This is a genomic window from Enterobacter sp. WCHEn090032, from assembly GCF_003986875.1.
GTDB classification, from domain to species: Bacteria; Pseudomonadota; Gammaproteobacteria; order Enterobacterales; family Enterobacteriaceae; genus Enterobacter; species Enterobacter sichuanensis.
On sequence record NZ_RXRN01000013.1, the window covers coordinates 74,468 to 96,463 of the forward strand.

The following is a 21,996-nucleotide window of genomic DNA, read 5'->3' on the forward strand; positions in this document are numbered from 1 at the left end:
CCATCGTCAACCATTAGTTTAATTCATGTGAATAGTTAAGCCGAGGTCGGTGTTCCCTCTTACACTATGCGCAGTTATAACATCGTTACTGGAACCCCGGTAACCCTGTCAGGAGTGTGAAAGTGATTAGTATATTCGACATGTTCAAAGTGGGAATTGGCCCTTCGTCTTCCCATACTGTTGGCCCGATGAAGGCCGGTAAACAGTTCGTCGATGATCTGGTCGAAAAAGGATTACTGGAAAGCGTTACCCGTGTCGCCGTGGATGTTTACGGCTCGCTGTCATTGACGGGTAAAGGCCACCACACCGATATCGCCATTATTATGGGTCTGGCAGGCAATATGCCGGATACCGTGGATATTGATGCCATCCCGGCATTCATCCGCGACGTGGAAACGCGCGGCCGTCTGCTGCTGGCAAACGGTCAGAAGGAAGTTGACTTCCCGCAGGATGACGGCATGCGTTTTCGCAGCGACAACCTGCCGCTGCATGAAAACGGCATGACCATTCACGCATTTAGCGGTGAAAAAGAGATTTACAGCAAAACGTACTACTCCATCGGCGGTGGTTTCATCGTGGATGAAGAGCATTTTGGCAAAGATAGCGTCGGCGACGTCAGCGTTCCGTATCCGTTCAAATCCGCTACCGAGATGCTCGGTTACTGCAAACAGACCGGTCTGTCGCTGTCCGGCATGGTGATGCAGAACGAACTGGCGCTGCACAGCAAAAAAGAGATTGAAGACTATTTTGCGAACGTATGGCAAACCATGCGCGCCTGTATCGATCGCGGGATGAACACCGAAGGCGTGCTGCCGGGTCCACTGCGCGTACCGCGTCGTGCCTCTGCCCTGCGCCGTATGCTGGTGACGACGGACAAGTTCTCCAACGACCCGATGAACGTGGTCGACTGGGTGAATATGTTTGCCCTGGCGGTTAACGAAGAGAACGCCGCCGGTGGCCGCGTCGTGACGGCGCCGACCAACGGCGCGTGCGGAATTGTTCCGGCCGTGCTGGCCTATTACGACCACTTTATTGAACCCGTGACGCCAGACATCTATATCCGTTATTTCCTGGCGGCAGGTGCCATTGGTGCCCTGTACAAGATGAACGCGTCTATTTCTGGCGCTGAAGTCGGCTGTCAGGGTGAAGTGGGTGTCGCCTGTTCTATGGCGGCGGCGGGTCTTGCAGAGCTTCTGGGTGCAAGCCCTGAGCAGGTCTGCGTGGCGGCAGAAATCGGTATGGAACACAACCTCGGTCTGACCTGTGACCCGGTCGCGGGCCAGGTGCAGGTGCCGTGTATCGAGCGTAACGCGATTGCGTCGGTGAAGGCCATCAACGCCTCACGTATGGCGATGCGCCGTACCAGCGAACCTCGCGTATCGCTGGATAAGGTGATTGAAACTATGTACGAAACGGGCAAAGACATGAACGCGAAATACCGCGAGACGTCCCGTGGTGGCCTGGCCATTAAGGTGCAGTGCGACTAATACTGCCTTTCGCCCATCTGCAACGGATGGGCGAAATTTCCTCTTCATTCTCGTCTCCTCCCGCTTTCCCCACTACACTTTCACAGTTGCGTCCGGCTTTTGTGGCTGGTGGCTTATCAGGCGTTCGTTCATGCAAACTGCGCAGACGATCATTAAACACTACCGCCGAAAACGCGTTATCGTCTGCGTGACGATTGCGCTCCTGACGCTCATCCTGACGTTGGGCGTTCGCTTTATTTCACAGCGCAATGTTAACCAACAGCAGATCCTCGCCTTTACCAGCCATACCGTTCGCGCCCTTGATAACGTGCTGCTCGCTTTAGATAAGCGCCGCAACGTGCTGCAGCCGCTGGTGGGTCAGCCTTGTCAGCAGGCACACCTGGCCCTGAGAAAGCAGGCCGCCATTTTGCAGACAGTACGCTCTATCGCCCTGGTTAAAGACGGTATCCTCTACTGCTCGAGTATTTTCGGCAGCCGCAATCTGCCCGTGCGTGATTTCCTGAGGGAACTCCCCGCCAGCGCGGCGAAGCTCATTTTATCGACTGACCAGTGGCTGCTTAAGGGCAGCCCGATACTGATCCAGTGGTTTCCGGTCTCTCCGAACGGGGAAGATGGCATCATGGAGATCATCAATATCGACCTGATCACTAAAATGATCCTCGAGCCCCAGCGCACGCTTATCAATGACGTGGCGCTGACCGTGGGCGATCGTTTTTTGCGCTACGGCCAGCGCGTCACCGACAGCCTGTCATTTGATGAGGAGGGCTCGATTGTCCAGCAGTCTTCCTCCCGACATCCTTTCACCATCACGATCAGCGGGCCGGGTCCCGGCGTACTGGCCCTGAAGAGTCTCCCCGCCCAGCTGCCGCTGGGGCTCATACTCAGCCTGCTGTTGGGCTATCTCGCCTGGCTGGCCACGGCAAACCGGATGAGCTTCACATGGGAGATCGATATGGGGATTGCCTCGCGGGAATTTGAACTTTTCTGCCAGCCGCTGATGGATGCCCGTACCCAGAAGTGCACCGGCGTTGAGATCCTGCTGCGCTGGAACAATCCCCGTCAGGGGTGGATCTCCCCGGAAGTGTTTATTCCGCTGGCAGAAGAACATAACCAGATTGTCCCCCTGACCCGTTATGTGATTGCCGAAACGGTACGCCAGATAGGTTACTTCCCGGCAAGCGCGGGTTTTCACATCGGCATTAACGTCGCCGCCAGCCATTTTCGTCGCGCGGTATTGCTGCAGGACCTGAACCGTCTGTGGTTCAGCGCCAACCCCCATCAGCAGCTGGTGATCGAATTAACGGAACGGGACGCGCTGCTGGATGCGGACTATCGCATCGTGCGCGAGCTGCATCGCAAAGGGGTGAAGCTCGCCATTGACGATTTTGGTACCGGAAACAGCTCCCTCTCCTGGCTTGAGAAGCTCCACCCGGACGTGCTGAAAATTGACCAGTCCTTTACCACCGCCATCGGTACTGATGCTGTGAATTCAACGGTGACGGATATCATTATTGCGCTGGGTCAGCGGCTGAATATCGAACTGGTTGCAGAAGGGGTTGAGACGGAGGAGCAGGCACGATATTTACGCCGCCATGGCGTTCCTGTCCTGCAGGGGTTTTTCTATGCGCGGCCGATGCCGCTACGGGACTTTCCGGACTGGCTGGCGGGAAGATCTCCCCCGCCAGCCCGCCATAACGGGCACATTGTGCCCTTAATGCCGCTGCGTTAAGCAGGCTTACTCATCTTCGTCGTGGGCAGATTGTTCTTTAACAATGCGGACCATATCAACGCGATAGTCGTTGGCTTCGACAATCGTGATGTGCAACGGCGGCAGCTCAATCACATCGCCGACACGCGGAATTTGCCCGTTAACGGCGATAACCAGACCGGCAACGGTCGCGATGTCTTCTTCATCGTTGACCACGTTTTCCAGCCCCAGCGTGTGCGAGAGCGCGTGCAGATCGGTGGTCCCTTTCACCAGCCAGCCATCGCCATCGGCAACGATCTCCGGGGTTTCGTCCTCGTCCGGGAATTCACCGGCTATGGCTTCCAGCACGTCCAGCGGCGTGACCAGCCCCTGTACCACCCCAAACTCGTTGGTGACGATAACAAAGCTGCCACGCGCGCGGCGAAGCACCCCGAGCAGGTTGATCGGGTCAAGCGTTTCCGGTACGACAATCGCCGGCGATGCCGCCGCAACGGCTTCGACATTGACGCCCTCTTCCAGGGCCACCAGCATCTCTTTCGCCCGCACGACGCCGATGATCTCATCCAGCTCACCACGACACACCGGGAACAGGCTGTGCGGGGAAGAGAGCAGCTGCTGGCGAATTTCATCCACACTCAGGTTAGCATCGACCCAGCTGATCTCTCCGCGCGGAGTCATGATCCCGCGCAGTGACCGCGAGGCCAGGGAGAGCACGCCGTTAATCATGTAACGTTCCTGTTCCACAAACGCCCCTTCCGGGACCGGAACCGGGTTATGGTTTTCGGAATCAGACTGAACGTTCACCTGACGACGGCCGCCCATCAGACGCAGAATGGCATCTGCGGTACGGGCACGCAGCGGCTGACTGGACTGCTGCTTAATAAAGTTACGGCGCGCAATCTGGTTGAACAGCTCGATCAGGATCGAGAAGCCAATCGCGGCGTACAGGTAGCCTTTCGGAATATGGAAGCCAAAGCCTTCGGCCACCAGGCTCAGACCGATCATCAGCAGGAAGCTCAGGCACAGTACCACCACCGTAGGATGCTGGTTCACGAAACGCGTCAGCGGTTTCGAGGCCAGAAGCATGACTGCCATCGCAATGACCACCGCGGCCATCATCACCGGCAGATGGTTCACCATGCCGACCGCCGTGATCACCGCATCCAGCGAGAACACTGCATCAAGCACCACGATCTGCAGCACTACCACCCAGAAGCTGGCGTAGCCTTTACCGTGCCCATCATCATGCTGGCGGTTTTCCAGCCGCTCATGGAGCTCTGTTGTCGCTTTGAAGAGCAGGAATATCCCCCCGATCAGCATGATCAAATCACGGCCGGAGAAGGTGTAATCCATGACGGAGAAGAGCGGTTTGGTCAGCGTGACCATCCAGGAGATGACGGACAGCAGGCCCAGTCGCATGACCAGCGCCAGCGAGAGACCAATCAGGCGCGCTTTATCACGCTGTTTTGGCGGCAGTTTGTCCGCGAGAATGGCGATAAACACCAGGTTATCGATACCGAGAACAATCTCCAGCACCACCAGCGTGAGCAATCCCACCCAGATTGACGGGTCCATTAAGAATTCCATGACAAGCTCCTGCTAAAGGAATGACGAAACGGTGCCCCACGCAATGTGGGCAAAACAGAGGCAGACAGCGTTGATACGTGGCGAGGATCGCCGGTGAAAAAGGCGCGAGATGGCCTGAAAGATGACTGACGTCGGTGACGGTCCATATAGTGGGCTGTAGCCCTATACTCCTGAACAAGTAAACGGAGGCTAAACATATCAGAGACAATATGTTTTTAGCAAAGATTTACGTTCCTTTGCAAAAACGCGAAAAGACGAAATATGTGTTGAGTAATTTCTGATTTTCGAAACCTAAATTACGGATCTTCATCACATAAATTATTTTTTCACTATCTAAAATAATTCGCGGAAGTCTTAGTTTTTTAACTCTAACCCTTATCTGAATCGATTCGGTTCGCCAATACGATTCTCAGTACGTCTGCCCGGCAGGCGTATTAATGATAATAAAAGGAGGTAGCAAGTGACCATTGCTATTGTCATAGGCACACATGGTTGGGCTGCTGAGCAGCTACTCAAAACGGCAGAGATGCTGTTGGGCGAGCAGGAAAACGTCGGCTGGATCGATTTCGTTCCCGGTGAAAACGCCGAGACGCTGATTGAGAAGTACAACGCTCAACTCGAGAAGCTGGATACCAGCAAAGGGGTGCTGTTTCTCGTTGATACATGGGGCGGCAGTCCGTTCAACGCTGCCAGCCGCATTGTCGTCGATAAAGAGCATTATGAAGTTGTCGCCGGGGTCAATATCCCGATGCTGGTGGAAACCTTCATGGCACGCGACGACAATCCATCTTTCGATGAACTGGTGGCTCTGGCCGTTGAAACCGGCCGCGAAGGGGTGAAAGCCCTGAAAGCACAGCCGGTTGAAAAACCCGCCCCTGCGCCTGCTGCGGCACCGAAAGCGGCAGCGCCAGCAAAACCGATGGGACCGAACGATTACATGGTCATCGGCCTGGCGCGTATTGATGACCGTTTAATCCATGGCCAGGTGGCAACACGCTGGACCAAGGAGACCAACGTTCGTCGCATTATCGTGGTCAGTGACGAAGTGGCCGCCGACACCGTTCGTAAAACCCTTCTCACGCAGGTTGCTCCTCCTGGCGTTACCGCGCACGTCGTGGATGTCGCCAAGATGATTCGTGTTTACAACAACCCGAAATACGCGGGTGAACGCGTGATGCTCCTGTTCACTAACCCGACAGACGTTGAGCGCATTGTTGAAGGCGGCGTGAAAATCACTTCCGTGAACATTGGGGGGATGGCATTCCGTCAGGGCAAAACGCAGGTCAACAACGCCATTTCAGTCGATGCGAAAGATATCGAGGCATTTAACAAGCTGAATGCGCGCGGTATTGAACTGGAAGCCCGCAAGGTTTCCACGGACCCGAAACTGAAAATGATGGATTTGATCGGCAAAGTTGGGAAATAAGCCCGCGCCGGTTTTTCACATAATGCTTATGTAATAGGAGAAGTACAATGGAGATTACCACTCTTCAGATTGTGCTGGTGTTCATCGTCGCGTGTATTGCGGGTATGGAGTCCGTACTTGATGAATTTCAGTTCCACCGCCCTCTGGTGGCCTGTACGTTGATTGGTGCCGTTCTGGGTGACATGAAAACCGGTATTATCATCGGTGGTACCCTGGAAATGATCGCCCTGGGCTGGATGAACATCGGTGCGGCGGTTGCGCCTGATGCCGCGCTGGCGTCCATTATTTCTACCGTTCTGGTTATTGCCGGTCATCAGAGTATCGGTGCCGGTATCGCCCTGGCGATCCCACTGGCCGCAGCAGGCCAGGTACTGACCATCATCGTGCGTACTATCACCGTGGCCTTCCAGCACGCAGCGGATAAGGCGGCCGAAAACGGCAACCTCACGGCGCTCTCCTGGATCCACGTATCGTCCCTGTTCCTGCAGGCGATGCGTATCGCCATTCCGGCCGTGATCGTCGCGATTTCGGTGGGGACCAGCGAAGTTCAGGGCATGCTCAACGCCATCCCTGAAGTGGTCACCAGTGGTCTGAACATCGCGGGCGGTATGATCGTGGTTGTCGGTTATGCGATGGTCATCAACATGATGCGCGCAGGCTACCTGATGCCGTTCTTCTACCTCGGCTTCGTGACCGCGGCATTCACCAACTTCAACCTGGTTGCACTGGGTGTGATTGGTGCAGTGATGGCGATTCTCTACATCCAGCTCAGCCCGAAATATAACCGCGTCGCGGGTGCCCCAGCGCAGGCTGCTGGTAACAACGATCTCGATAACGAACTGGACTAACAGGTGAGCGAAATGGTTGATATGACAAAAACTACCACCGAGAAAAAACTCACTCCGGGTGATATTCGTGGCGTGTTCATCCGTTCTAACCTGTTTCAGGGTTCATGGAACTTCGAACGTATGCAGGCGCTCGGTTTCTGTTTCTCCATGGTGCCGGCGATCAAACGCCTGTACCCGGAAAATAACGAAGCCCGCCGTCAGGCGATTAAGCGTCACCTGGAATTTTTTAACACTCATCCGTATGTCGCGGCTCCCGTTCTGGGCGTAACGCTTGCGATGGAAGAGCAGCGTGCGAACGGCGCAGAGATTGACGATGGTGCCATCAACGGTATCAAAGTCGGTCTGATGGGTCCGCTGGCAGGCGTGGGTGACCCCATCTTCTGGGGTACCGTTCGTCCGGTCTTCGCGGCGCTGGGTGCCGGTATCGCGATGAGCGGCAGCCTGCTTGGCCCACTGCTGTTCTTCATTCTGTTCAACGCCGTGCGTCTGTTGACCCGTTATTACGGCGTGGCCTACGGCTACCGTAAAGGGGTGGACATTGTTAAGGACATGGGCGGCGGCTTCCTGCAGAAACTGACTGAGGGGGCATCCATCCTCGGCCTGTTTGTCATGGGGGCGCTGGTCAACAAGTGGACGCACGTGAACATCCCGCTGGTGGTGTCGACCATCACGGGCCAGGATGGGCAAACCCGTGTGACCACCGTGCAGACCATCCTCGACCAGCTGATGCCTGGCCTGGTTCCGCTGCTGTTGACCTTCGCCTGTATGTGGCTGCTGCGTAAAAAAGTGAACCCGTTGTGGATTATCGTTGGCTTCTTCGTCATCGGTATCGCGGGCTACGCTGTCGGTCTGCTGGGTCTGTAATACAATGCGTTAACCGCCGGGGGCATGCCCCCGGCTTTTTTTATCTGGAGGATGAATGACTGTCACGGACATCGTACTGGTTTTATTTATTGTTGCCCTTCTGGCTTACGCGATCTATGACGAGTTCATCATGCCCCGCCGCCACGGCGAGACGCTGCTCTCCCTTCCCCTTCTGCGACGAGGACGCATGGATGCGTTTATCTTCGCGGGTCTGATCGTCATTCTGATTTACAATAACGTCACCAGCCATGGTGCAATATTAACCACATGGTTATTATGTGCGCTGGCATTAATGGCGATTTATCTGTTCTGGATCCGCACGCCAAAAATCATTTTTAAATCCCGTGGATTTTTCTTCGCCAATGTCTGGATAGAATATAACCGTATTAAAGAGATGAATTTATCCGAAGACGGTGTGCTGGTGATGCAATTAGAACAGCGCCGCCTGCTTATTCGGGTGAAGAATATTGACGATCTGGAAAAGATATACCACTTACTCGTTAAAACTCAGTGAGTTAGATATATAGCATCGGCTATATTCCGTGTCTGATTCGCAGACGAAATATAGCCTGAGCTATATCCCCACCGTTAATTTGATCGCTTTTTTTAACGTTATTTTCACGCTTAAAGACAAATGAAAATCGTTATCAATCATCAGTCTAAATAATGCTTCTTCATTGTTGTTTTATATTCTCAAAATATGTTAAGGTTGCGCCCGTCGTTGGGGAGTAGCCGATTTCCTGTGCGCAGGAAATGTGCGTGTCAACATACTCGTTGAAAAACGTGGCACGTACGGATCGCTATCAGCACATTTCTGTGCAATGCGATCAGGCGAGACCATAGATACATCAACTGCTGTTTACTGGGGGCAGTGATGTGTCATATGGATATCCCCGGTCTGGACGCTGTTATGAATATCTCCGCTACGATCCTTCTCGCTTTTGGCATGTCCATGGACGCGTTTGCTGCTTCCATCGGAAAAGGTGCCACGCTTCACAAACCTAAATTCTCAGAAGCCCTGCGTACCGGTCTCATTTTTGGCGCTATCGAAACGCTGACTCCGCTTATCGGCTGGGGCCTGGGCATGCTCGCCAGCCAGTTTATATTAGAGTGGAACCACTGGATTGCGTTTGTCCTGCTGGTATTTCTCGGCGGTCGAATGGTGATTGAAGGTTTTCGCGGTAGTGATGATGACGCCGAGGAGCCTCAGCACCGCCACGGATTCTGGCTGCTGGTCACGACGGCCATCGCTACCAGCCTGGATGCGATGGCCGTCGGCGTCGGTCTGGCATTCCTGCAGGTCAATATTATCGCCACCGCGCTGGCCATTGGCTGTGCCACGCTGATTATGTCCACGCTGGGCATGATGGTCGGACGGTTTATCGGCCCGCTGCTGGGTAAACGCGCCGAGATCCTGGGGGGGATTGTGTTAATTGGCATTGGCGCCCAGATCCTCTGGGCACACTTCGCTGGTTAATCTTCGCGCTGCCAGATGTGGATACTGAAATCCGTCTGGCAGCGAAATGTGGACTGCGCCGCTAGCGTTTCCCACACCTCCGGTTTTGCCCGCCACGCGAACGGCGTCATCTGCAACAGCGCGCTGGCCTCTTCCCCCTTCAGCGTCATCTCGTACGCGACGGTTTGCGCCTGCTTCAGGGCAAAACCGGCCAGCTGTTCTGAATGGGGAGCATGCAGACGCACCTCATCGTAGATAAGCCCCTTCAGCTCCATCAGATGACGCGGTCCTGGCGTCACGGTAACCACCCATCCGCCAGGCTTCACTACGCGCGCCAGCTCCTCGGCCTTACAGGGCGCGTAAATGCGGACAACCGCGTCCATGCTGGCATCGTCAAACGGCAGCCGGTGGCTGGACGCCACACAGAACGTCACGTCAGCGTAACGCTTTGCCGCCGCGCGAATCGCCACTTTCGAGACATCCAGACCGAAGGTCTGCGCGCCCTTCTCACGTGCAATCTCCGCAAACCGTGCGGTGTAGTACCCTTCCCCGCAGCCGATATCGAGCAGGGCGGTTGCTGAGCCAGCGAGGATGTCATTCAGTGTATGTGCGACCGTCTCACGCAGCGGCAGATAATGCCCGGCATCAAGAAACGCACGGCGCGCCTGCATCATCTCTGCGCTGTCGCCTGGATCGCGGGAGCGCTTGTGCTGCACCGGCAGAAGATTAACGTAGCCTTCTTTCGCCATATCAAACTGATGCCCCTGCGGACAGGTATAACTTTTATCTGAACGCGTCAGGACCGCGTGGCAAAGGGGACAACTGAAGGACATGGTGACTCCGGAGCATAATCAAAGGGCGAAGTGTACCGCTATTCGCCCTGGTTATAAACGCCCGGTTAGCGCATAACGATCAGGTGATCGGAGCCCGCCGGTAAGCCGTCAGGTTTCACATTTTCCAGACGGAGCACGTTACCCATAATCTCGCTGAACACGGGAGCAGAGACGGCGCCGCCATAGTAAGCCCCGTTTTGCGGATCGTTAATCACCACCACCAGGGCAAAGCGCGGATCGCTGGCAGGAGCAACGCCCGCGGTGTAGGCGACGTATTTATCGACATATTTTCCGCTATCATCAATTTTCTTTGCCGTACCGGTTTTCACCGCTACCCTGTAATCGCGCACGGCGGCCTTCACCCCACCGCCGCCGGGTAGCGCGACGCTCTCCATCATATGCTCTACCTCATGCGCAATCTCTTCTGGCATAACGCGGTGGCCCATAACGGGGGGATCAATACGGGTAATGGAAAGAGGACGCTCTAGCCCGAAGCCTCCAATGGTGGCGTAGACGTGCGCCAGCTGCAGCGGCGTGACCATCAGCCCGTAGCCGAAAGCAAAGGTCGCGCGGTCGAGCTGGCTCCAGTATTTACGCTGCGGCAACAGTCCCGCGCTCTCCCCCGTCAGGCCAAGCTCGGTTGGGGTGCCAAAACCAAAGTTTCGATAGGTATCGAGAAGATGCTGGACCGGCATTGCCAGGGAGAGGCGGGACACGCCTGTGTCGCTCGATTTTTGCAGAATGCCGGTCATGGTCAGTTCGGGATAGTAACCGACGTCGCGGATACGATGCCCGTCAAGGGTGTACGGGTGCGTGTCAATCACGCTGTCCGGCTTGACCAGCCCCTGCTGCAGGGCGGTCATCAGCACCAGCGGTTTGACGGTCGAACCAGGTTCGAACGTATCGCTGATCGCACGATTGCGAAAATCGTTTATTGTCGCCCCTTCCCGGTTATTGGGGTTGAAATCCGGATAGCTGGCCATGGCGAGTATTTCCCCGGTGGGGATATTAATTAATACGGAGGCGCCTGATTCGGCCTTGTTCCAGACCACGGCATTATCGAGTGCATCTTCGGTGATGGTTTGCAGCCGCTCGTCAATACTCAACTGGATGTTATGCGCCGGTACGGGGGCAACTTCTGTCAGGTTTTCAACCACGCGACCATAGCGGTCTTCCCTCACCTGCCGCACCCCTGCTTTGCCCGTCAGTTGCGTATTGAAGCTCTTCTCTACACCTTCAATGCCCTGCCCGTCGATGTTGGTGAAACCAATCAGGTTCGCGGCCACATGGCCGGCCGGATAAAAACGGCGGGACTCATCGCGTAAATTAATGCCGGGCAAATTCAGTTTGTCGATCCACTTTGCCTGCGCGGGATCCACCTGGCGGGCAAGGTAAATGAAACGCCCCTGGGGATTGGCGTTGATGCGTGCCGAGAGGGTATCCAGCGAGAGATGCAGCGCGTTCGCTAACGCCTGCCAGCGTTCATCAACGCCGACGCCGCCTTTTGCCAGCACCGTTTTGGGATCGGCCCAGACCGCCCGGACGGGCACACTCACCGCCAGCGGACGACCTTCGCGATCCATTATCATGCCGCGCGGCGCATCAATCGCCAGCTGGCGGAGGGAGCGCATATCTTCCTGCTTCACCAGATTGTCAGGCTTGACGATTTGCAGCCAGGCAACGCGACCCAACAGAAACGCCAGACTACAAAAAATCGCCAGACAGAGCAGAGCAAAACGCGCCGGCGTGAAATTTCCAGCGGTCGTTATCAATTTCTTTTTCACCTGTACCCCAGGGCTGTAAAACAACGCCCTGATTTAACGGGAAAAGCCGACAAGAAGGTGGCGAAACAGTGCTACGAACCTCGCAGCTTTGCAACAAGTTACTAACAAGGCCGCAGATCGTAATATTTTGAAAGATAAGGGACATAAAAAAGCCCCGCGTGATGCGAGGCTTTATATCTGAGATTGAAACGCGGCGCGTTTCAGTCAGCAGCGGTTCGATCAGATAGCAGTTACGTTAACTGCAGCAGGGCCTTTCTGGCCATCCTGAATTTCGAACTCAACGTTCTGGCCTTCAGCCAGAGTTTTGAAGCCGTTACCCTGGATTGCAGAGAAGTGTACGAACACGTCTTTGCTGCCGTCAGCAGGAGTAATGAAACCAAAACCTTTAGACTCGTTGAACCACTTAACTTGACCTTTAATCTTTGCCATTTGCAAAATTCCTTAGAGTGTTTTCTTAGCCCGCAGGCATTAACTGAGATAAAACTGAGACATTACTGCATGAGGCACTAATATAAGGTTCGGCAGAGAAGCGGTATTCAACGACAACGTGTTTACTCAGGACTTCTTTACTGAAAATGCCACACATAAACAGAACTGTACCTCGTTTGACCCAAAACGTGTTATCACACACAATGTTTAATATGGCAAGCCATTTTTAAACATGTCTCGATCCGCCGCACAAATTCGAACAATGCCTGCCAGGTTCTGCACAATTATGCGCATCGCGAACAGACAGCCCTGCTACGTTACAAAGCCCCAGCGCTGCTCTCACAGTCGCTGTAATCTAAGACATTTTTAACATAGCTCAATCATTCCAAAGCGTCCAGCAAACGGGAAAAGAAATCTTACGCAATGATTGAGTTAGAACAATTTGTGAAAAGTTATGCTTAAATCATTGTAACGCGACCAAATTGTTTCAGGGAAAAAGCAGTGTTAATAATCTGACCGCTGCTGTATTAAAATGCACCAGGTTATAAACAGTGTTATGCACCAAAATAATGAAATTTTTATGACGCTGCATCAAAAGAAGGCAAGCAAAACGTTTCGATAAAAATAAAACAATCTCACGCCCCCGTTTATACAGAATATATGCTGAAACCTGTCGCTTCGTTTATAAGGATAAATATTCACCAATTTTCAATATTCTGAAGGAATGATTAACTGGTGCTAAATTATCTAGCGCAGTAATTAACTCCTGCACGGGTTCATCCAGCGCTTCATCCGCCAGCTCAAACACGCCCCAGTGAATGGGAAACGCCAGTGGAGACCCCAGTTGCTGCCATAATGCCACTGCCGATTGCGGATCCATATGATGGACAGCCATGAACCATCTTGGGGCATAGGCACCAATCGGTAATGCGGCAACATCAACCGGCCCCAGACGTTCCGGTATCAACAGCAGTTCAGGGGAATACCCGGTGTCACCGCTGAACCAGAAACGGTGATGTCGTCCTTCCATGACCCAGCCGCACCATAACGAGCGATTACGGTTCCACGGCGTGCGCATACTCCAGTGCTGCGCCGGTACAGCAGTTAGCGTTATTCCCTGCCAGGTGAAACTTTGCCACCAGTCGAGTTCAACCACCTGTTTTGCTCCCCGACGTCGAAACCAGGCAGCCAGGCCAAGAGGAACAAAGAGCTGCACATTGGGAAAACGCCTGAGAATCCGGCGAGTGGTCGCGTCATCAAGATGATCGTAGTGATTATGGGAGATGACGACCGCATCAAGTTGCTGAAGCTTGTCGACAGACAGTGCGGGAGGCGTCCTGCGCTGTGGTCCGAGAAAAGGAAGCGGAGAAGCACGCCGTGAAAATACCGGATCGGTCAGGAGGATATTGCCGTCCATCTGCAGCAACACGCTCGCATGCCCCAGCCACCATACGCCATCTTCATGCGGTTGCGTCAGCACAGCGGGTTGCCACCACTGGCGGATAAAATTGTCATAACCCAGTGTGGGCGCTTTCGGTAGACCGGCCTCTTTACGCGCTTTACGCCAGCGGTCAAGGTCGCCGGGTTGATGTCCACCAGGTTGGGTATTACGAAAACCGTTTGGGGTGTGATGGTTCAGGGAGGGGTCATACCAGGGATTTTTCCAGACCACGGCCACCTCCCAACGCAAAAAGATTAACGCTCAGCCACCAGGCGGATAAAGTCGTCTTCGTCTTTCTTGTCTTCAGCAACCGTGTCTTTCGGCGCGTCTTTCTCTTCCGGTTCGTTCGCTTCACACAAACGGCGAAGCAACGCATTCTGGCGCTTTTGCTGATCGAGCAGCGCTTCCAGCAGTTCGATCTGCTCGTTCGTACGTGAACTGGCGCGGTTCACGAAAAACCAAACGACCAGGCCCACAAGCAGCACCACCAAAGACATCATCAGGGATGCCATATTCAGCAGCCCTGAATTCAGTAACTCACCCATTTCACCACCTCAATAAAAACGTCTATTTTACCACTGGCGCGAAGGAAGGAAATCACCTTGAGAAAAAATGCGTATTACCACGGAATAAACTTATTGATTGCGCAAACGCCGCTAAAAAACTGTACATCCTGATCGCACATCACATTGATAGTCTGCGTCCATAACACCACGCACGCTATCAGCACGATAATCAGAATCACCCAGCGTATTTTTTTCACTCCACACTCCGTTTAAAGACCTGATGCCACCAGGTTAACACGCTTATCTTAAACAAGGACTAACTGTACCGCCATCACCCCTTTTTAAGAATTCTGCACTTGTTTCAGAGCGTAAACCGTTTAGGCTGAATGTATGATAACAACGATAAAAGAGGTAATGATGCGATTAATCATTCGAACAATTATTGCACTGGCCGTCGTCTGGACGGGTCTTCTGTTAACGGGTTATGGCGTGCTCGCGGGAAGCAACGAAAATGCAGCCGGACTCGGCATTCAATGTAAATACTTAACCGCGCAAGGTCTGAGCACGGCGCAATATCTGCATACTGACAGCGGGATTATTGGTTTAACCAACTGCCCTGTGCTGCGTAAAACGTCCGTTGTCATTGATAATGGCTAACCCCTCTCCTGGCCTCAGACACAAAAACGCCGCAACAGATGCGGCGTTTTTTATGCTAACAACGATTAAAACGGGTAGTCGTGATAACCCATCTGTTCAGAAATTTTACGCGCGGCCGTGTGCAGAATCGCCACGTACTCGTGCAAACGCTCTTCGGAGAAGCGCAGGGTCGGGAAAGAGATACTCAGGCCCGCAATCACCACACCAAAGCGGTCAAACACCGGCACGCCGATGCAGCGCAGCCCTTCTTCCTGTTCTTCGTTATCCTCGCCATACCCCTGCTCACGCACCTGATCGAGCACCGTTAACAGCGCATCCGTATTGGTTATGGTTCGTTCAGTGCTGCGTTTGTACTCCACGCCCTCGAGGATCTGCTTCACCTCATCGCGATCGCGCCACGCCAGCAGAACCTTACCGATAGCGGTACTGTAGAGCGGGTTGCGACGTCCAATGCGTGAATACATACGCAGGTTATACATGGAGTCGATTTTATGGATGTAAACAATGCTGTCTTCATCCAGCGCGCCGAGATGGATGGTCTCTTTGGTCAGACGCGAGATTTCACGCATCTGAATATCAGCGCTGCGGATCAGGTCAACATTTTGCAATGCACGGGCGCCCAGCTCGAACAGTTTCAGCGTCAGAGAGTATTTTTCAGACTCGCCTTCCTGGGCAACGTACCCCAGTGACTTCATGGTTTGCAAAAAGCGATAAACGGTGCTTTTCGACATCATCACACGCTGCGACAACTCTGTAATACCAATCTCACGCTCTTCCCCGAGCGCCTGTAAGATGCCAAACACCTTCAGCACGGAAGAAACAGAATCTGGCTGTTTATCCAAATCCGCAATAGCCATTTACCACCTCATAGAGAGTGTTTTATAAAAATCAGAACCGGTTTTTATTATAAGTTCCCGTCATGTCACCTGCAATCAGTCCCCGTTTACTTCGTTACAAATCTGCGACATATCGCGCCAGTAACAGTGCTAAAATAGTTACCCTGAGAATAATTTCACGCTGAGCTTTTTACTCCTGATGGAAAAGAATCTTTCCGATGGTCTGCCTTTACCCCAGCGCTATGGCGCGATAGCAACCATCATTATTGGTATCTCAATGGCCGTCCTTGACGGCGCCATTGCAAACGTTGCCCTGCCAACCATCGCCAGCGACCTGCATGCCTCCCCGGCCAGTTCGATATGGATTGTTAACGCCTACCAGATTGCGATTGTGGTTTCGCTGCTTTCGTTCTCATTCCTCGGCGATATGTTTGGTTACCGTCGGGTGTATCAGTGCGGTCTGGTGGTTTTCACTCTCACCTCATTGTTATGCGCCCTGTCGGATTCACTGCATACCCTGACGCTGGCGCGCATTGCACAAGGTTTTGGCGGCGCGGCGCTCATGAGCGTCAACACGGCGCTGATCCGCTTAATTTATCCGCAGCGCCATCTGGGCCGCGGGATGGGGATAAACTCGTTTATTGTCGCCGTCTCTTCCGCTGCCGGGCCAACCATCGCGGCGGCGATCCTGTCCGTTGCGTCCTGGCAATGGCTGTTTGCCATAAACGTGCCTTTGGGAATGGTGGCCATCTTCTTTGCCCTGCGTTTTCTTCCCGCTAACGGCCCAAAAAGCACTATGCCGCGCTTCGACGTGGCGAGCGCGGTGATGAATGCCCTCACCTTTGGTCTGCTGATTACCGCCCTGAGCGGTTTTGCGCAGGGGCAATCGTTGATGCTTACCGGGGTGGAACTCCTCGCACTGCTGGTGACAGGCTTCTTCTTTGTTCGCCGCCAGCTTGCTCTGCCGGTGCCTTTACTGCCGGTTGATCTGCTGCGGATCCCTCTCTTTTCACTCTCCATTTGCACCTCTGTCTGTTCGTTCTGCGCGCAGATGCTGGCCCTGGTTTCGCTGCCGTTCTTCCTGCAGAGTGTGGTCGGACGTTCAGAAGTAGAGACCGGGCTGCTGTTAACCCCATGGCCACTGGCAACGATGGTGATGGCCCCGCTGGCGGGCTATCTGATCGAACGCGTTCACGCCGGTTTGTTGGGTGCGCTGGGGCTGGCGGTGATGGCGACGGGGCTTTTCGCGCTGGCACTGCTGCCGTCGTCGCCTTCAGACCTTGATATCATCTGGCGCATGGTGCTGTGCGGAGCGGGGTTTGGCCTGTTCCAGTCCCCTAACAACCACACCATTATCACTTCGGCGCCACGTCATCGCAGCGGTGGGGCCAGCGGCATGCTGGGGACCGCACGTCTGTTGGGACAAAGCACCGGTGCGGCGCTGGTCGCCCTGATGTTTAACCTCGCTGGCCAGAACGGCAACCATGTTGCACTTCTCACCGCCGGTGTACTTGCCACCCTTGCGGCTATCGTCAGCGGCCTGCGGGTGACCCAGCCCAGGGTTCAGGCATAAAAAAAGCCGGGCGGAGTGGTCTCCTGCCCGGCTTAGTACGCTGCTTTACTTACTTCAGGTATTCCCCACTGCGCAGCGCTTCAATACGCTTATCCAGCGGCGGGTGAGACATAAACAGCTCGCTCAGCGATTTTGATTTACCGTTGATGCAGAAGGCCATCATGCTGTTCGCTTCCTGCGGCTCGTAGCTGGTTTTCAGACGCTGCAGGGCAGCAATCATCTTCTCACGACCGACCAGCTTCGCAGAGCCGGCATCCGCATGGAATTCACGGTGACGTGAGAACCACATGGTGATGATACTGGCCAGAATACCGAATACCAGCTCCAGCACCATTGAGACAGCAAAGTAGATCAGCGGGTTACCGTTGCTCTCTTCGCCTTCGTCGCGGTTCCCCCCCATAAAACCTGCCGCAATCTGCGCCAGAATACGGGAGATAAAGATAACGAAGGTGTTCACCACGCCCTGAATCAGGGTCATGGTCACCATGTCGCCGTTGGCAATATGGCTGATCTCGTGGGCAATAACCGCTTCGGCTTCGTCACGGCTCATGTTCTGCAGCAGACCGGTGCTCACGGCAACCAGTGACGCATCACGACGGGCACCCGTGGCGAAAGCGTTAATATCCGGAGCATGGTAAATGGCGACCTGCGGCATGGCGATCCCGGCCTGACGGGATTGCTGCGCCACCGTATTCATCAGCCACTGTTCCATATCGTTACGCGGTTGCTCAATGACCTCACCGCCCACCGATTTCAGTGCCATCCACTTCGACATCAGCAGGGAAATGAAAGAGCCACCAAAACCAAACAGCAGCGCCATAATCAACAGACCCTGAACGCTGCTCGACTGAATTCCTGTCAGGCTTAGCACAAGCCCGAAAACCACCATCACCGCCAGGTTGGTGAGCAGGAAGAGCGCGATTCGCATCATAATTTTCTTTTTACCTCAGTTTAACAAAACGCACTATGCGATTACCCACATCGTATGGGTATTACGGCTATTTTCAAGCATCCGGCGGGCGTAAGTCACCAGAAAGACACAACTTTACACAATTGGAAAGCTGGCTGACGGAAGGATGCAGAACAAAAAGAAACAGGCACAATGTCTTGTGCCTGTTGGGAGATTATTTAGCCGGAGCGGGCTGCTCGGCAGGCTTCTCTTTTTCCAGATTCGCCAGGTCAAGTGCGATATGCACCGTCTCGTCCAGATATGGATCCGGCTCCTGGTAATCTTTAGGCAGATCGTCCAGTTTCTTGAGCAACGGCTTGCCTTCGCGTTTGAAGCGGTCGTTAATACGCGCCAGACGGGTTGCGTCATCCTCGTTGTTCTCTTTCTCACGCTGAGCGTAGTTCAGAGAAACAATATTCCGTTTATCCTTCATGGCATTGAAGCGAGCAATGTCCTTCATGATGTACTGGAACTCAGGATCTTTCGCGATGCGTTCGTTATGGTCTTTCAGCAATTCCGGACCAAACTGGGTCATATCACCGGCTTTGACATAGGTCGCGGCATTGATGCTGTCCCACGGCAAGGCGTTATCTTCAAACTTCTCGCCGGTTTCCGTCTCTTCCGTGCCTGTCGGCATGATGATGTCTGGCGTCACGCCTTTACGCTGCGTACTGCCGCCATTCACGCGGTAGAATTTCTGAATGGTGTACTGAACCGACCCCAGCGCTGGCCATTCCGGACGCAGCATCTGATCGTAAATACGGTTCAGGGAACGGTACTGCTGAACGGTTCCTTTACCGAACGTCGGTTCGCCCACAATCAGCGCACGGCCGTAATCCTGCATGGCAGCGGCAAAGATTTCAGACGCGGACGCACTGAAGCGGTCAACCAGGACCACCAGCGGGCCTTTGTAGTAAACCACGCCGTCGTTGTCGGCATCTTCACGGACTTTACCGTTATTATCGCGGACCTGAACCACCGGACCAGAAGGAATAAACAGTCCAGAGAGTGAAACCGCTTCCGTCAGCGCACCGCCGCCGTTACTGCGCAGGTCGATAATTACGCTGCTGACGTTCTGCTTTTCAAGCTTCTGCAGCTGCACTTTCACATCGTCGGTCAGCCCCACATAGAAGCCCGGAATATCCAGGACTCCCACCTTCTCTTTACCCACGGTTTTCACCGACATTTTCACCGCGCGGTCTTCCAGACGGATACGCTCACGGGTCAGGGTAACGATACGGGTTTTGGTGCCTTTTCCGGCTGGCAGAATTTCCAGACGAACCTTGCTGCCTTTCGGGCCTTTGATCAGCGCAACCACGTCATCAAGACGCCAGCCGATCACATCAACCATGTTCTGGCCGGTTTGACCCACACCGACAATACGATCGCCGACGCTGATCGCTTTACTCTTGGATGCCGGACCACCTGCGACCATCGAATTGATCACCGTGTAATCATCATCCATCTGCAGCACCGCGCCGATACCTTCCAGTGACAGGCTCATTTCAGTATTGAACTGTTCGGTGTTGCGTGGAGAGAGATAGTTGGTGTGCGGATCGATTTCGTGCGCAAAGGCCGTCATGGCCAGCGAGAAGACGTCCTCACTGTTGGTCTGCGCCAGACGACGAATGGCAAATTTGTAACGGCGCGTCAGCGTGTCACGGATCTCTTTTTCATCTTTGCCCGTGAGCTTCAGGCTCAGTTCGTCGTATTTCACTTTACTGTCCCACAGCGCATTCAGCTCGGCTTCATCTTTCGGCCAGGGTGCTTTACTGCGGTCCAGATTAAAGGTGTCGTTGCCGGTGAAGTCCATCGGACGTTCCAGCACTTTCAGCGCGTACTGATAGCGTTCGAAGCGGCGCTTTTGCGACAGGTTGTAGAGATCGTAGAACAGATCCAGCTTGCCTGAACGCAACTCGTCACCCACCTCGGATTTGCGCTTAGCGAACTGCTCGACATCACTGGCGAGCAAAACGTTATGGCTGTAATCCAGCAAGTTCAGATAGCGGTCAAAGATTTTGGCCGAGAAGGCCTGATCGAGATCGAACTGACGATAGTGCGAACGGGTAAAACGTGAGGTCACGCGCTCGCTCACCGTCGCGTGCTGCGTCTCTTCCTTGAGTACCGGAATTTGATCAACACGGGTGATATCGTCCACTGCAAAAGCATGACCTGTTATGGCAAACAGGCCCGCCAGCGCGGTGAGCTTAAAAAAAGTGTTCATGCCAGGCTTGGCCTCCGTTTCAGAACAACAAGTGTTCTGCGCGTACAATCATTGACATACCAGAAGTCAGCTGTACACGAACGCCATCTTTGGTGATTTCCAGTACGGTGGCGTCCATAGCATTGTTACCCGCTTTTACCTTCAGAGCCTGACCTACGCTCAGAGCGTTAATGTCAGAAACTGGAGTGTGGCGCGGCTCTTCACGAGGGGCGCGCGGGGCTTTAGCTGCTGGTTTGTCAGCACGCGGTTTGCGATCGTTGTTGTCGTTGCGACGTGGCGCAGGACGAGGTTTACGCTCGCGACGAGGCGCGTCTTCCTGACCATTAGCCGCTGCGGCTTCACGTTTTTTCGCTTGCTGTTCAGCACGTTGTGCCTGAACGCGTGCTTTGGCTTCTTCCAGCTGTTTACGCGCGTGCTCTACGTGCTGCTCGTCCAGCTCACCACAAGGATTGCCGTCGAGATCCACACGGGTCGCGCCCGGTTTGATACCGTACAGGTAACGCCAGCTCGAAGTATAAAGACGTAAGGCGGAACGCAGCTGAGTTTTGCTGAGGTTCATTTCCCCCTCAACGCGCGCTACCAGATCCTGAAAAATACCGACTTTCAGGGGACGAGCTTCGCCTTCAGCGCTGAAGCACTGTGGGAAACGCTCGGCCAGAAATGCGATAACTTCTTTACTGCTATTCAACTTAGGTTGATTTTCCATGAAATTTCCTGATTACAACGGACGTTGCCAACAAGCGCAGGCATGAACAGGCGTCATTATAATGACGCTATCCGTAAATGCTACGTTATCCGTTGATTATCCTGCGACGCTCGCAAAGAATTTTTGATAATCGGTTGCTGCGAGTACGTTTTCCAGATTCGCCACCAGCTCGCGCAGCCCCTGTTCGTCCTCGGTTGTAAAGCGACTGAAGACCGTACTGTCGATGTCCAGAACACCAATAATCTGATTTTTTACCACCAGCGGCAGAACGATTTCAGAATTACTGGCGGCATCACAGGCAATGTGACCGTCAAACGCATGCACATCTTCCACACGTTGTACCTGATTCTCAGCCACCGCGGTACCGCAGACACCACGACCAACCGGAATGCGCACGCAGGCCAGTTTGCCCTGGAACGGGCCAAGCACCAGCGTTTCCCCTTCCAGGAGGTAAAAGCCAGCCCAGTTCACGTCAGAGAGACGTTCAAACAGCAATGCGCTAGTATTTGCCAGAGTGGCTAAGAAGCTGGTCTCACCCGCCATCAATGCCTTAAAATCGCGGTTCAGATCCGCGTAGAATTCTGTTTTGTTCATTATTCAATCACTTAGTTGTCTTACAAAATTACCGCATAGCCTATTAAAATAAGCATTAAATGCGCTCATGCTCAAGATGAATCCGTTC

22 protein-coding genes, 1 pseudogene and 1 riboswitch are annotated in these 21,996 nt (G+C 53.9%); of the genes and pseudogenes, 9 read left to right on the forward strand and 14 right to left on the reverse strand.

Annotated elements, in window-relative coordinates; genetic code table 11:
- Window positions 1–122 precede the first annotated feature (122 nt).
- Both sdaA and EKN83_RS13100 read left to right on the forward strand, forming a co-directional pair.
- Window positions 123–1,487, forward strand: a complete 1,365-nt coding sequence (gene sdaA, locus EKN83_RS13095) for an L-serine ammonia-lyase (protein ID WP_095450098.1) — start codon at window positions 123–125, stop codon at window positions 1,485–1,487.
- Between the two features lie 130 nt (window positions 1,488–1,617).
- Window positions 1,618–3,216: a cyclic diguanylate phosphodiesterase gene (locus tag EKN83_RS13100; protein ID WP_126801095.1), complete on the forward strand. Its 1,599-nt coding sequence runs from the start codon at window positions 1,618–1,620 to the stop codon at window positions 3,214–3,216.
- 6 nt (window positions 3,217–3,222) lie between these two features.
- Here the strand turns inward: EKN83_RS13100 and yoaE are convergent, their stop codons facing one another.
- On the reverse strand, window positions 3,223–4,782 hold the full coding sequence (gene yoaE, locus EKN83_RS13105; protein WP_025756889.1) for a CNNM family cation transport protein YoaE: 1,560 nt from the start codon (window positions 4,780–4,782) through the stop codon (window positions 3,223–3,225).
- Window positions 4,770–4,979: a protein YoaL gene (locus EKN83_RS23685; RefSeq protein ID WP_088244260.1), complete on the reverse strand. Its 210-nt coding sequence runs from the start codon at window positions 4,977–4,979 to the stop codon at window positions 4,770–4,772. Before EKN83_RS23685 ends, yoaE begins: the two co-directional genes overlap by 13 nt.
- Before the next feature lie 263 nt (window positions 4,980–5,242).
- Here EKN83_RS23685 and manX point away from each other — a divergent pair, with 263 nt between their 5' ends.
- The 5 genes from manX (at window position 5,243) to mntP (ending at window position 9,397) form a co-directional block, all read left to right on the forward strand.
- Entirely contained in the window at window positions 5,243–6,208 is a 966-nt protein-coding gene (gene manX / locus EKN83_RS13110; protein WP_025756890.1) for a PTS mannose transporter subunit IIAB, read from the forward strand.
- Window positions 6,209–6,255: 47 nt separating this feature from the next.
- Window positions 6,256–7,056 carry a PTS mannose transporter subunit IIC gene (manY, locus tag EKN83_RS13115; RefSeq protein ID WP_003859914.1) on the forward strand — a complete coding sequence of 267 codons (801 nt, stop codon included), beginning with the start codon at window positions 6,256–6,258 and terminating at the stop codon, window positions 7,054–7,056.
- A gap of 12 nt (window positions 7,057–7,068) precedes the next feature.
- Window positions 7,069–7,920: a PTS mannose transporter subunit IID gene (locus EKN83_RS13120; RefSeq protein ID WP_006810994.1), complete on the forward strand. Its 852-nt coding sequence runs from the start codon at window positions 7,069–7,071 to the stop codon at window positions 7,918–7,920.
- Window positions 7,921–7,975: 55 nt separating this feature from the next.
- Complete coding sequence (locus tag EKN83_RS13125) at window positions 7,976–8,434, forward strand: DUF986 family protein (protein WP_126801096.1); 459 nt, start codon at window positions 7,976–7,978, stop codon at window positions 8,432–8,434.
- A 197-nt stretch (window positions 8,435–8,631) separates the two neighbouring features.
- Window positions 8,632–8,820, forward strand: a riboswitch (yybP-ykoY riboswitch).
- Between the two features lie 10 nt (window positions 8,821–8,830).
- Window positions 8,831–9,397 (forward strand): manganese efflux pump MntP, encoded by a 567-nt coding sequence (gene mntP, locus EKN83_RS13130; RefSeq protein WP_025756892.1) that lies wholly within the window; start codon window positions 8,831–8,833, stop codon window positions 9,395–9,397.
- Here mntP and rlmA read toward each other — a convergent pair.
- The 7 genes and pseudogenes from rlmA to mgrB all read right to left on the reverse strand — a co-directional run bounded on the left by rlmA (window position 9,394) and on the right by mgrB (window position 14,626).
- The gene (gene rlmA / locus EKN83_RS13135) at window positions 9,394–10,209 is read right to left on the reverse strand and encodes a 23S rRNA (guanine(745)-N(1))-methyltransferase (protein ID WP_126801097.1); all 816 of its coding nucleotides are present in this window, start codon (window positions 10,207–10,209) and stop codon (window positions 9,394–9,396) included. The genes mntP and rlmA overlap by 4 nt on opposite strands.
- A gap of 65 nt (window positions 10,210–10,274) precedes the next feature.
- Window positions 10,275–11,993 carry a peptidoglycan glycosyltransferase FtsI gene (ftsI, locus tag EKN83_RS13140; protein WP_126801098.1) on the reverse strand — a complete coding sequence of 573 codons (1,719 nt, stop codon included), beginning with the start codon at window positions 11,991–11,993 and terminating at the stop codon, window positions 10,275–10,277.
- Window positions 11,994–12,212: 219 nt separating this feature from the next.
- Window positions 12,213–12,422, reverse strand: coding sequence for a transcription antiterminator/RNA stability regulator CspE (cspE, locus tag EKN83_RS13145; RefSeq protein WP_001062678.1), 210 nt, complete (start codon window positions 12,420–12,422; stop codon window positions 12,213–12,215).
- A gap of 12 nt (window positions 12,423–12,434) precedes the next feature.
- Window positions 12,435–12,579, reverse strand: a pseudogene (locus EKN83_RS13150) (DUF2627 domain-containing protein).
- A 525-nt stretch (window positions 12,580–13,104) separates the two neighbouring features.
- Window positions 13,105–14,094: an MBL fold metallo-hydrolase gene (locus tag EKN83_RS13155; protein WP_126801116.1), complete on the reverse strand. Its 990-nt coding sequence runs from the start codon at window positions 14,092–14,094 to the stop codon at window positions 13,105–13,107.
- Between the two features lie 23 nt (window positions 14,095–14,117).
- Window positions 14,118–14,408, reverse strand: coding sequence for a YebO family protein (locus EKN83_RS13160; RefSeq protein WP_025756896.1), 291 nt, complete (start codon window positions 14,406–14,408; stop codon window positions 14,118–14,120).
- 74 nt (window positions 14,409–14,482) lie between these two features.
- Entirely contained in the window at window positions 14,483–14,626 is a 144-nt protein-coding gene (gene mgrB / locus EKN83_RS13165) for a PhoP/PhoQ regulator MgrB (protein ID WP_006175995.1), read from the reverse strand.
- A 160-nt stretch (window positions 14,627–14,786) separates the two neighbouring features.
- On the opposite strand from mgrB, the gene EKN83_RS13170 reads away from it, so the two are divergent.
- Window positions 14,787–15,026 carry a YobH family protein gene (locus EKN83_RS13170; protein ID WP_025756897.1) on the forward strand — a complete coding sequence of 80 codons (240 nt, stop codon included), beginning with the start codon at window positions 14,787–14,789 and terminating at the stop codon, window positions 15,024–15,026.
- Window positions 15,027–15,091: 65 nt separating this feature from the next.
- Here EKN83_RS13170 and kdgR read toward each other — a convergent pair whose 3' ends face one another.
- Complete coding sequence (gene kdgR / locus EKN83_RS13175; RefSeq protein WP_025756898.1) at window positions 15,092–15,883, reverse strand: DNA-binding transcriptional regulator KdgR; 792 nt, start codon at window positions 15,881–15,883, stop codon at window positions 15,092–15,094.
- 178 nt (window positions 15,884–16,061) lie between these two features.
- Here kdgR and EKN83_RS13180 point away from each other — a divergent pair, with 178 nt between their 5' ends.
- A complete protein-coding gene (locus EKN83_RS13180; RefSeq protein ID WP_047958943.1) occupies window positions 16,062–17,435 on the forward strand; it encodes an MFS transporter in 1,374 nt (457 codons plus the stop codon).
- Window positions 17,436–17,484: 49 nt separating this feature from the next.
- Here EKN83_RS13180 and htpX read toward each other — a convergent pair whose 3' ends face one another.
- From htpX to EKN83_RS13200, 4 genes are all read right to left on the reverse strand, one after another.
- Window positions 17,485–18,366, reverse strand: a complete 882-nt coding sequence (htpX, locus tag EKN83_RS13185) for a protease HtpX (RefSeq protein WP_014884290.1) — start codon at window positions 18,364–18,366, stop codon at window positions 17,485–17,487.
- A gap of 193 nt (window positions 18,367–18,559) precedes the next feature.
- Entirely contained in the window at window positions 18,560–20,608 is a 2,049-nt protein-coding gene (gene prc, locus EKN83_RS13190; RefSeq protein ID WP_047958944.1) for a carboxy terminal-processing peptidase, read from the reverse strand.
- A gap of 19 nt (window positions 20,609–20,627) precedes the next feature.
- Window positions 20,628–21,314 (reverse strand): RNA chaperone ProQ, encoded by a 687-nt coding sequence (gene proQ / locus EKN83_RS13195; RefSeq protein WP_025756901.1) that lies wholly within the window; start codon window positions 21,312–21,314, stop codon window positions 20,628–20,630.
- 96 nt (window positions 21,315–21,410) lie between these two features.
- Window positions 21,411–21,908: a GAF domain-containing protein gene (locus tag EKN83_RS13200; RefSeq protein ID WP_008500476.1), complete on the reverse strand. Its 498-nt coding sequence runs from the start codon at window positions 21,906–21,908 to the stop codon at window positions 21,411–21,413.
- Between the last annotated feature and the right edge of the window lie 88 nt (window positions 21,909–21,996).

Bases quoted from the DNA above. Each gene is read 5' to 3' on its own strand.
- mntP (WP_025756892.1), top strand. From the start codon at position 8,831: ATGAATATCTCCGCTACGATCCTTCTCGCTTTTGGCATGTCCATGGAC.
- EKN83_RS13120 (WP_006810994.1), top strand. From the start codon at position 7,069: ATGGTTGATATGACAAAAACTACCACCGAGAAAAAACTCACTCCGGGT.
- EKN83_RS13170 (WP_025756897.1), top strand. From the start codon at position 14,787: ATGCGATTAATCATTCGAACAATTATTGCACTGGCCGTCGTCTGGACG.
- cspE (WP_001062678.1), bottom strand. From the start codon at position 12,422: ATGGCAAAGATTAAAGGTCAAGTTAAGTGGTTCAACGAGTCTAAAGGT.
- EKN83_RS13125 (WP_126801096.1), top strand. From the start codon at position 7,976: ATGACTGTCACGGACATCGTACTGGTTTTATTTATTGTTGCCCTTCTG.
- EKN83_RS13100 (WP_126801095.1), top strand. From the start codon at position 1,618: ATGCAAACTGCGCAGACGATCATTAAACACTACCGCCGAAAACGCGTT.
- proQ (WP_025756901.1), bottom strand. From the start codon at position 21,314: ATGGAAAATCAACCTAAGTTGAATAGCAGTAAAGAAGTTATCGCATTT.
- htpX (WP_014884290.1), bottom strand. From the start codon at position 18,366: ATGATGCGAATCGCGCTCTTCCTGCTCACCAACCTGGCGGTGATGGTG.
- EKN83_RS13200 (WP_008500476.1), bottom strand. From the start codon at position 21,908: ATGAACAAAACAGAATTCTACGCGGATCTGAACCGCGATTTTAAGGCA.
- yoaE (WP_025756889.1), bottom strand. From the start codon at position 4,782: ATGGAATTCTTAATGGACCCGTCAATCTGGGTGGGATTGCTCACGCTG.
- EKN83_RS13160 (WP_025756896.1), bottom strand. From the start codon at position 14,408: ATGGGTGAGTTACTGAATTCAGGGCTGCTGAATATGGCATCCCTGATG.
- EKN83_RS13180 (WP_047958943.1), top strand. From the start codon at position 16,062: ATGGAAAAGAATCTTTCCGATGGTCTGCCTTTACCCCAGCGCTATGGC.
- kdgR (WP_025756898.1), bottom strand. From the start codon at position 15,883: ATGGCTATTGCGGATTTGGATAAACAGCCAGATTCTGTTTCTTCCGTG.
- prc (WP_047958944.1), bottom strand. From the start codon at position 20,608: ATGAACACTTTTTTTAAGCTCACCGCGCTGGCGGGCCTGTTTGCCATA.
- EKN83_RS23685 (WP_088244260.1), bottom strand. From the start codon at position 4,979: ATGTTTAGCCTCCGTTTACTTGTTCAGGAGTATAGGGCTACAGCCCAC.
- manY (WP_003859914.1), top strand. From the start codon at position 6,256: ATGGAGATTACCACTCTTCAGATTGTGCTGGTGTTCATCGTCGCGTGT.
- rlmA (WP_126801097.1), bottom strand. From the start codon at position 10,209: ATGTCCTTCAGTTGTCCCCTTTGCCACGCGGTCCTGACGCGTTCAGAT.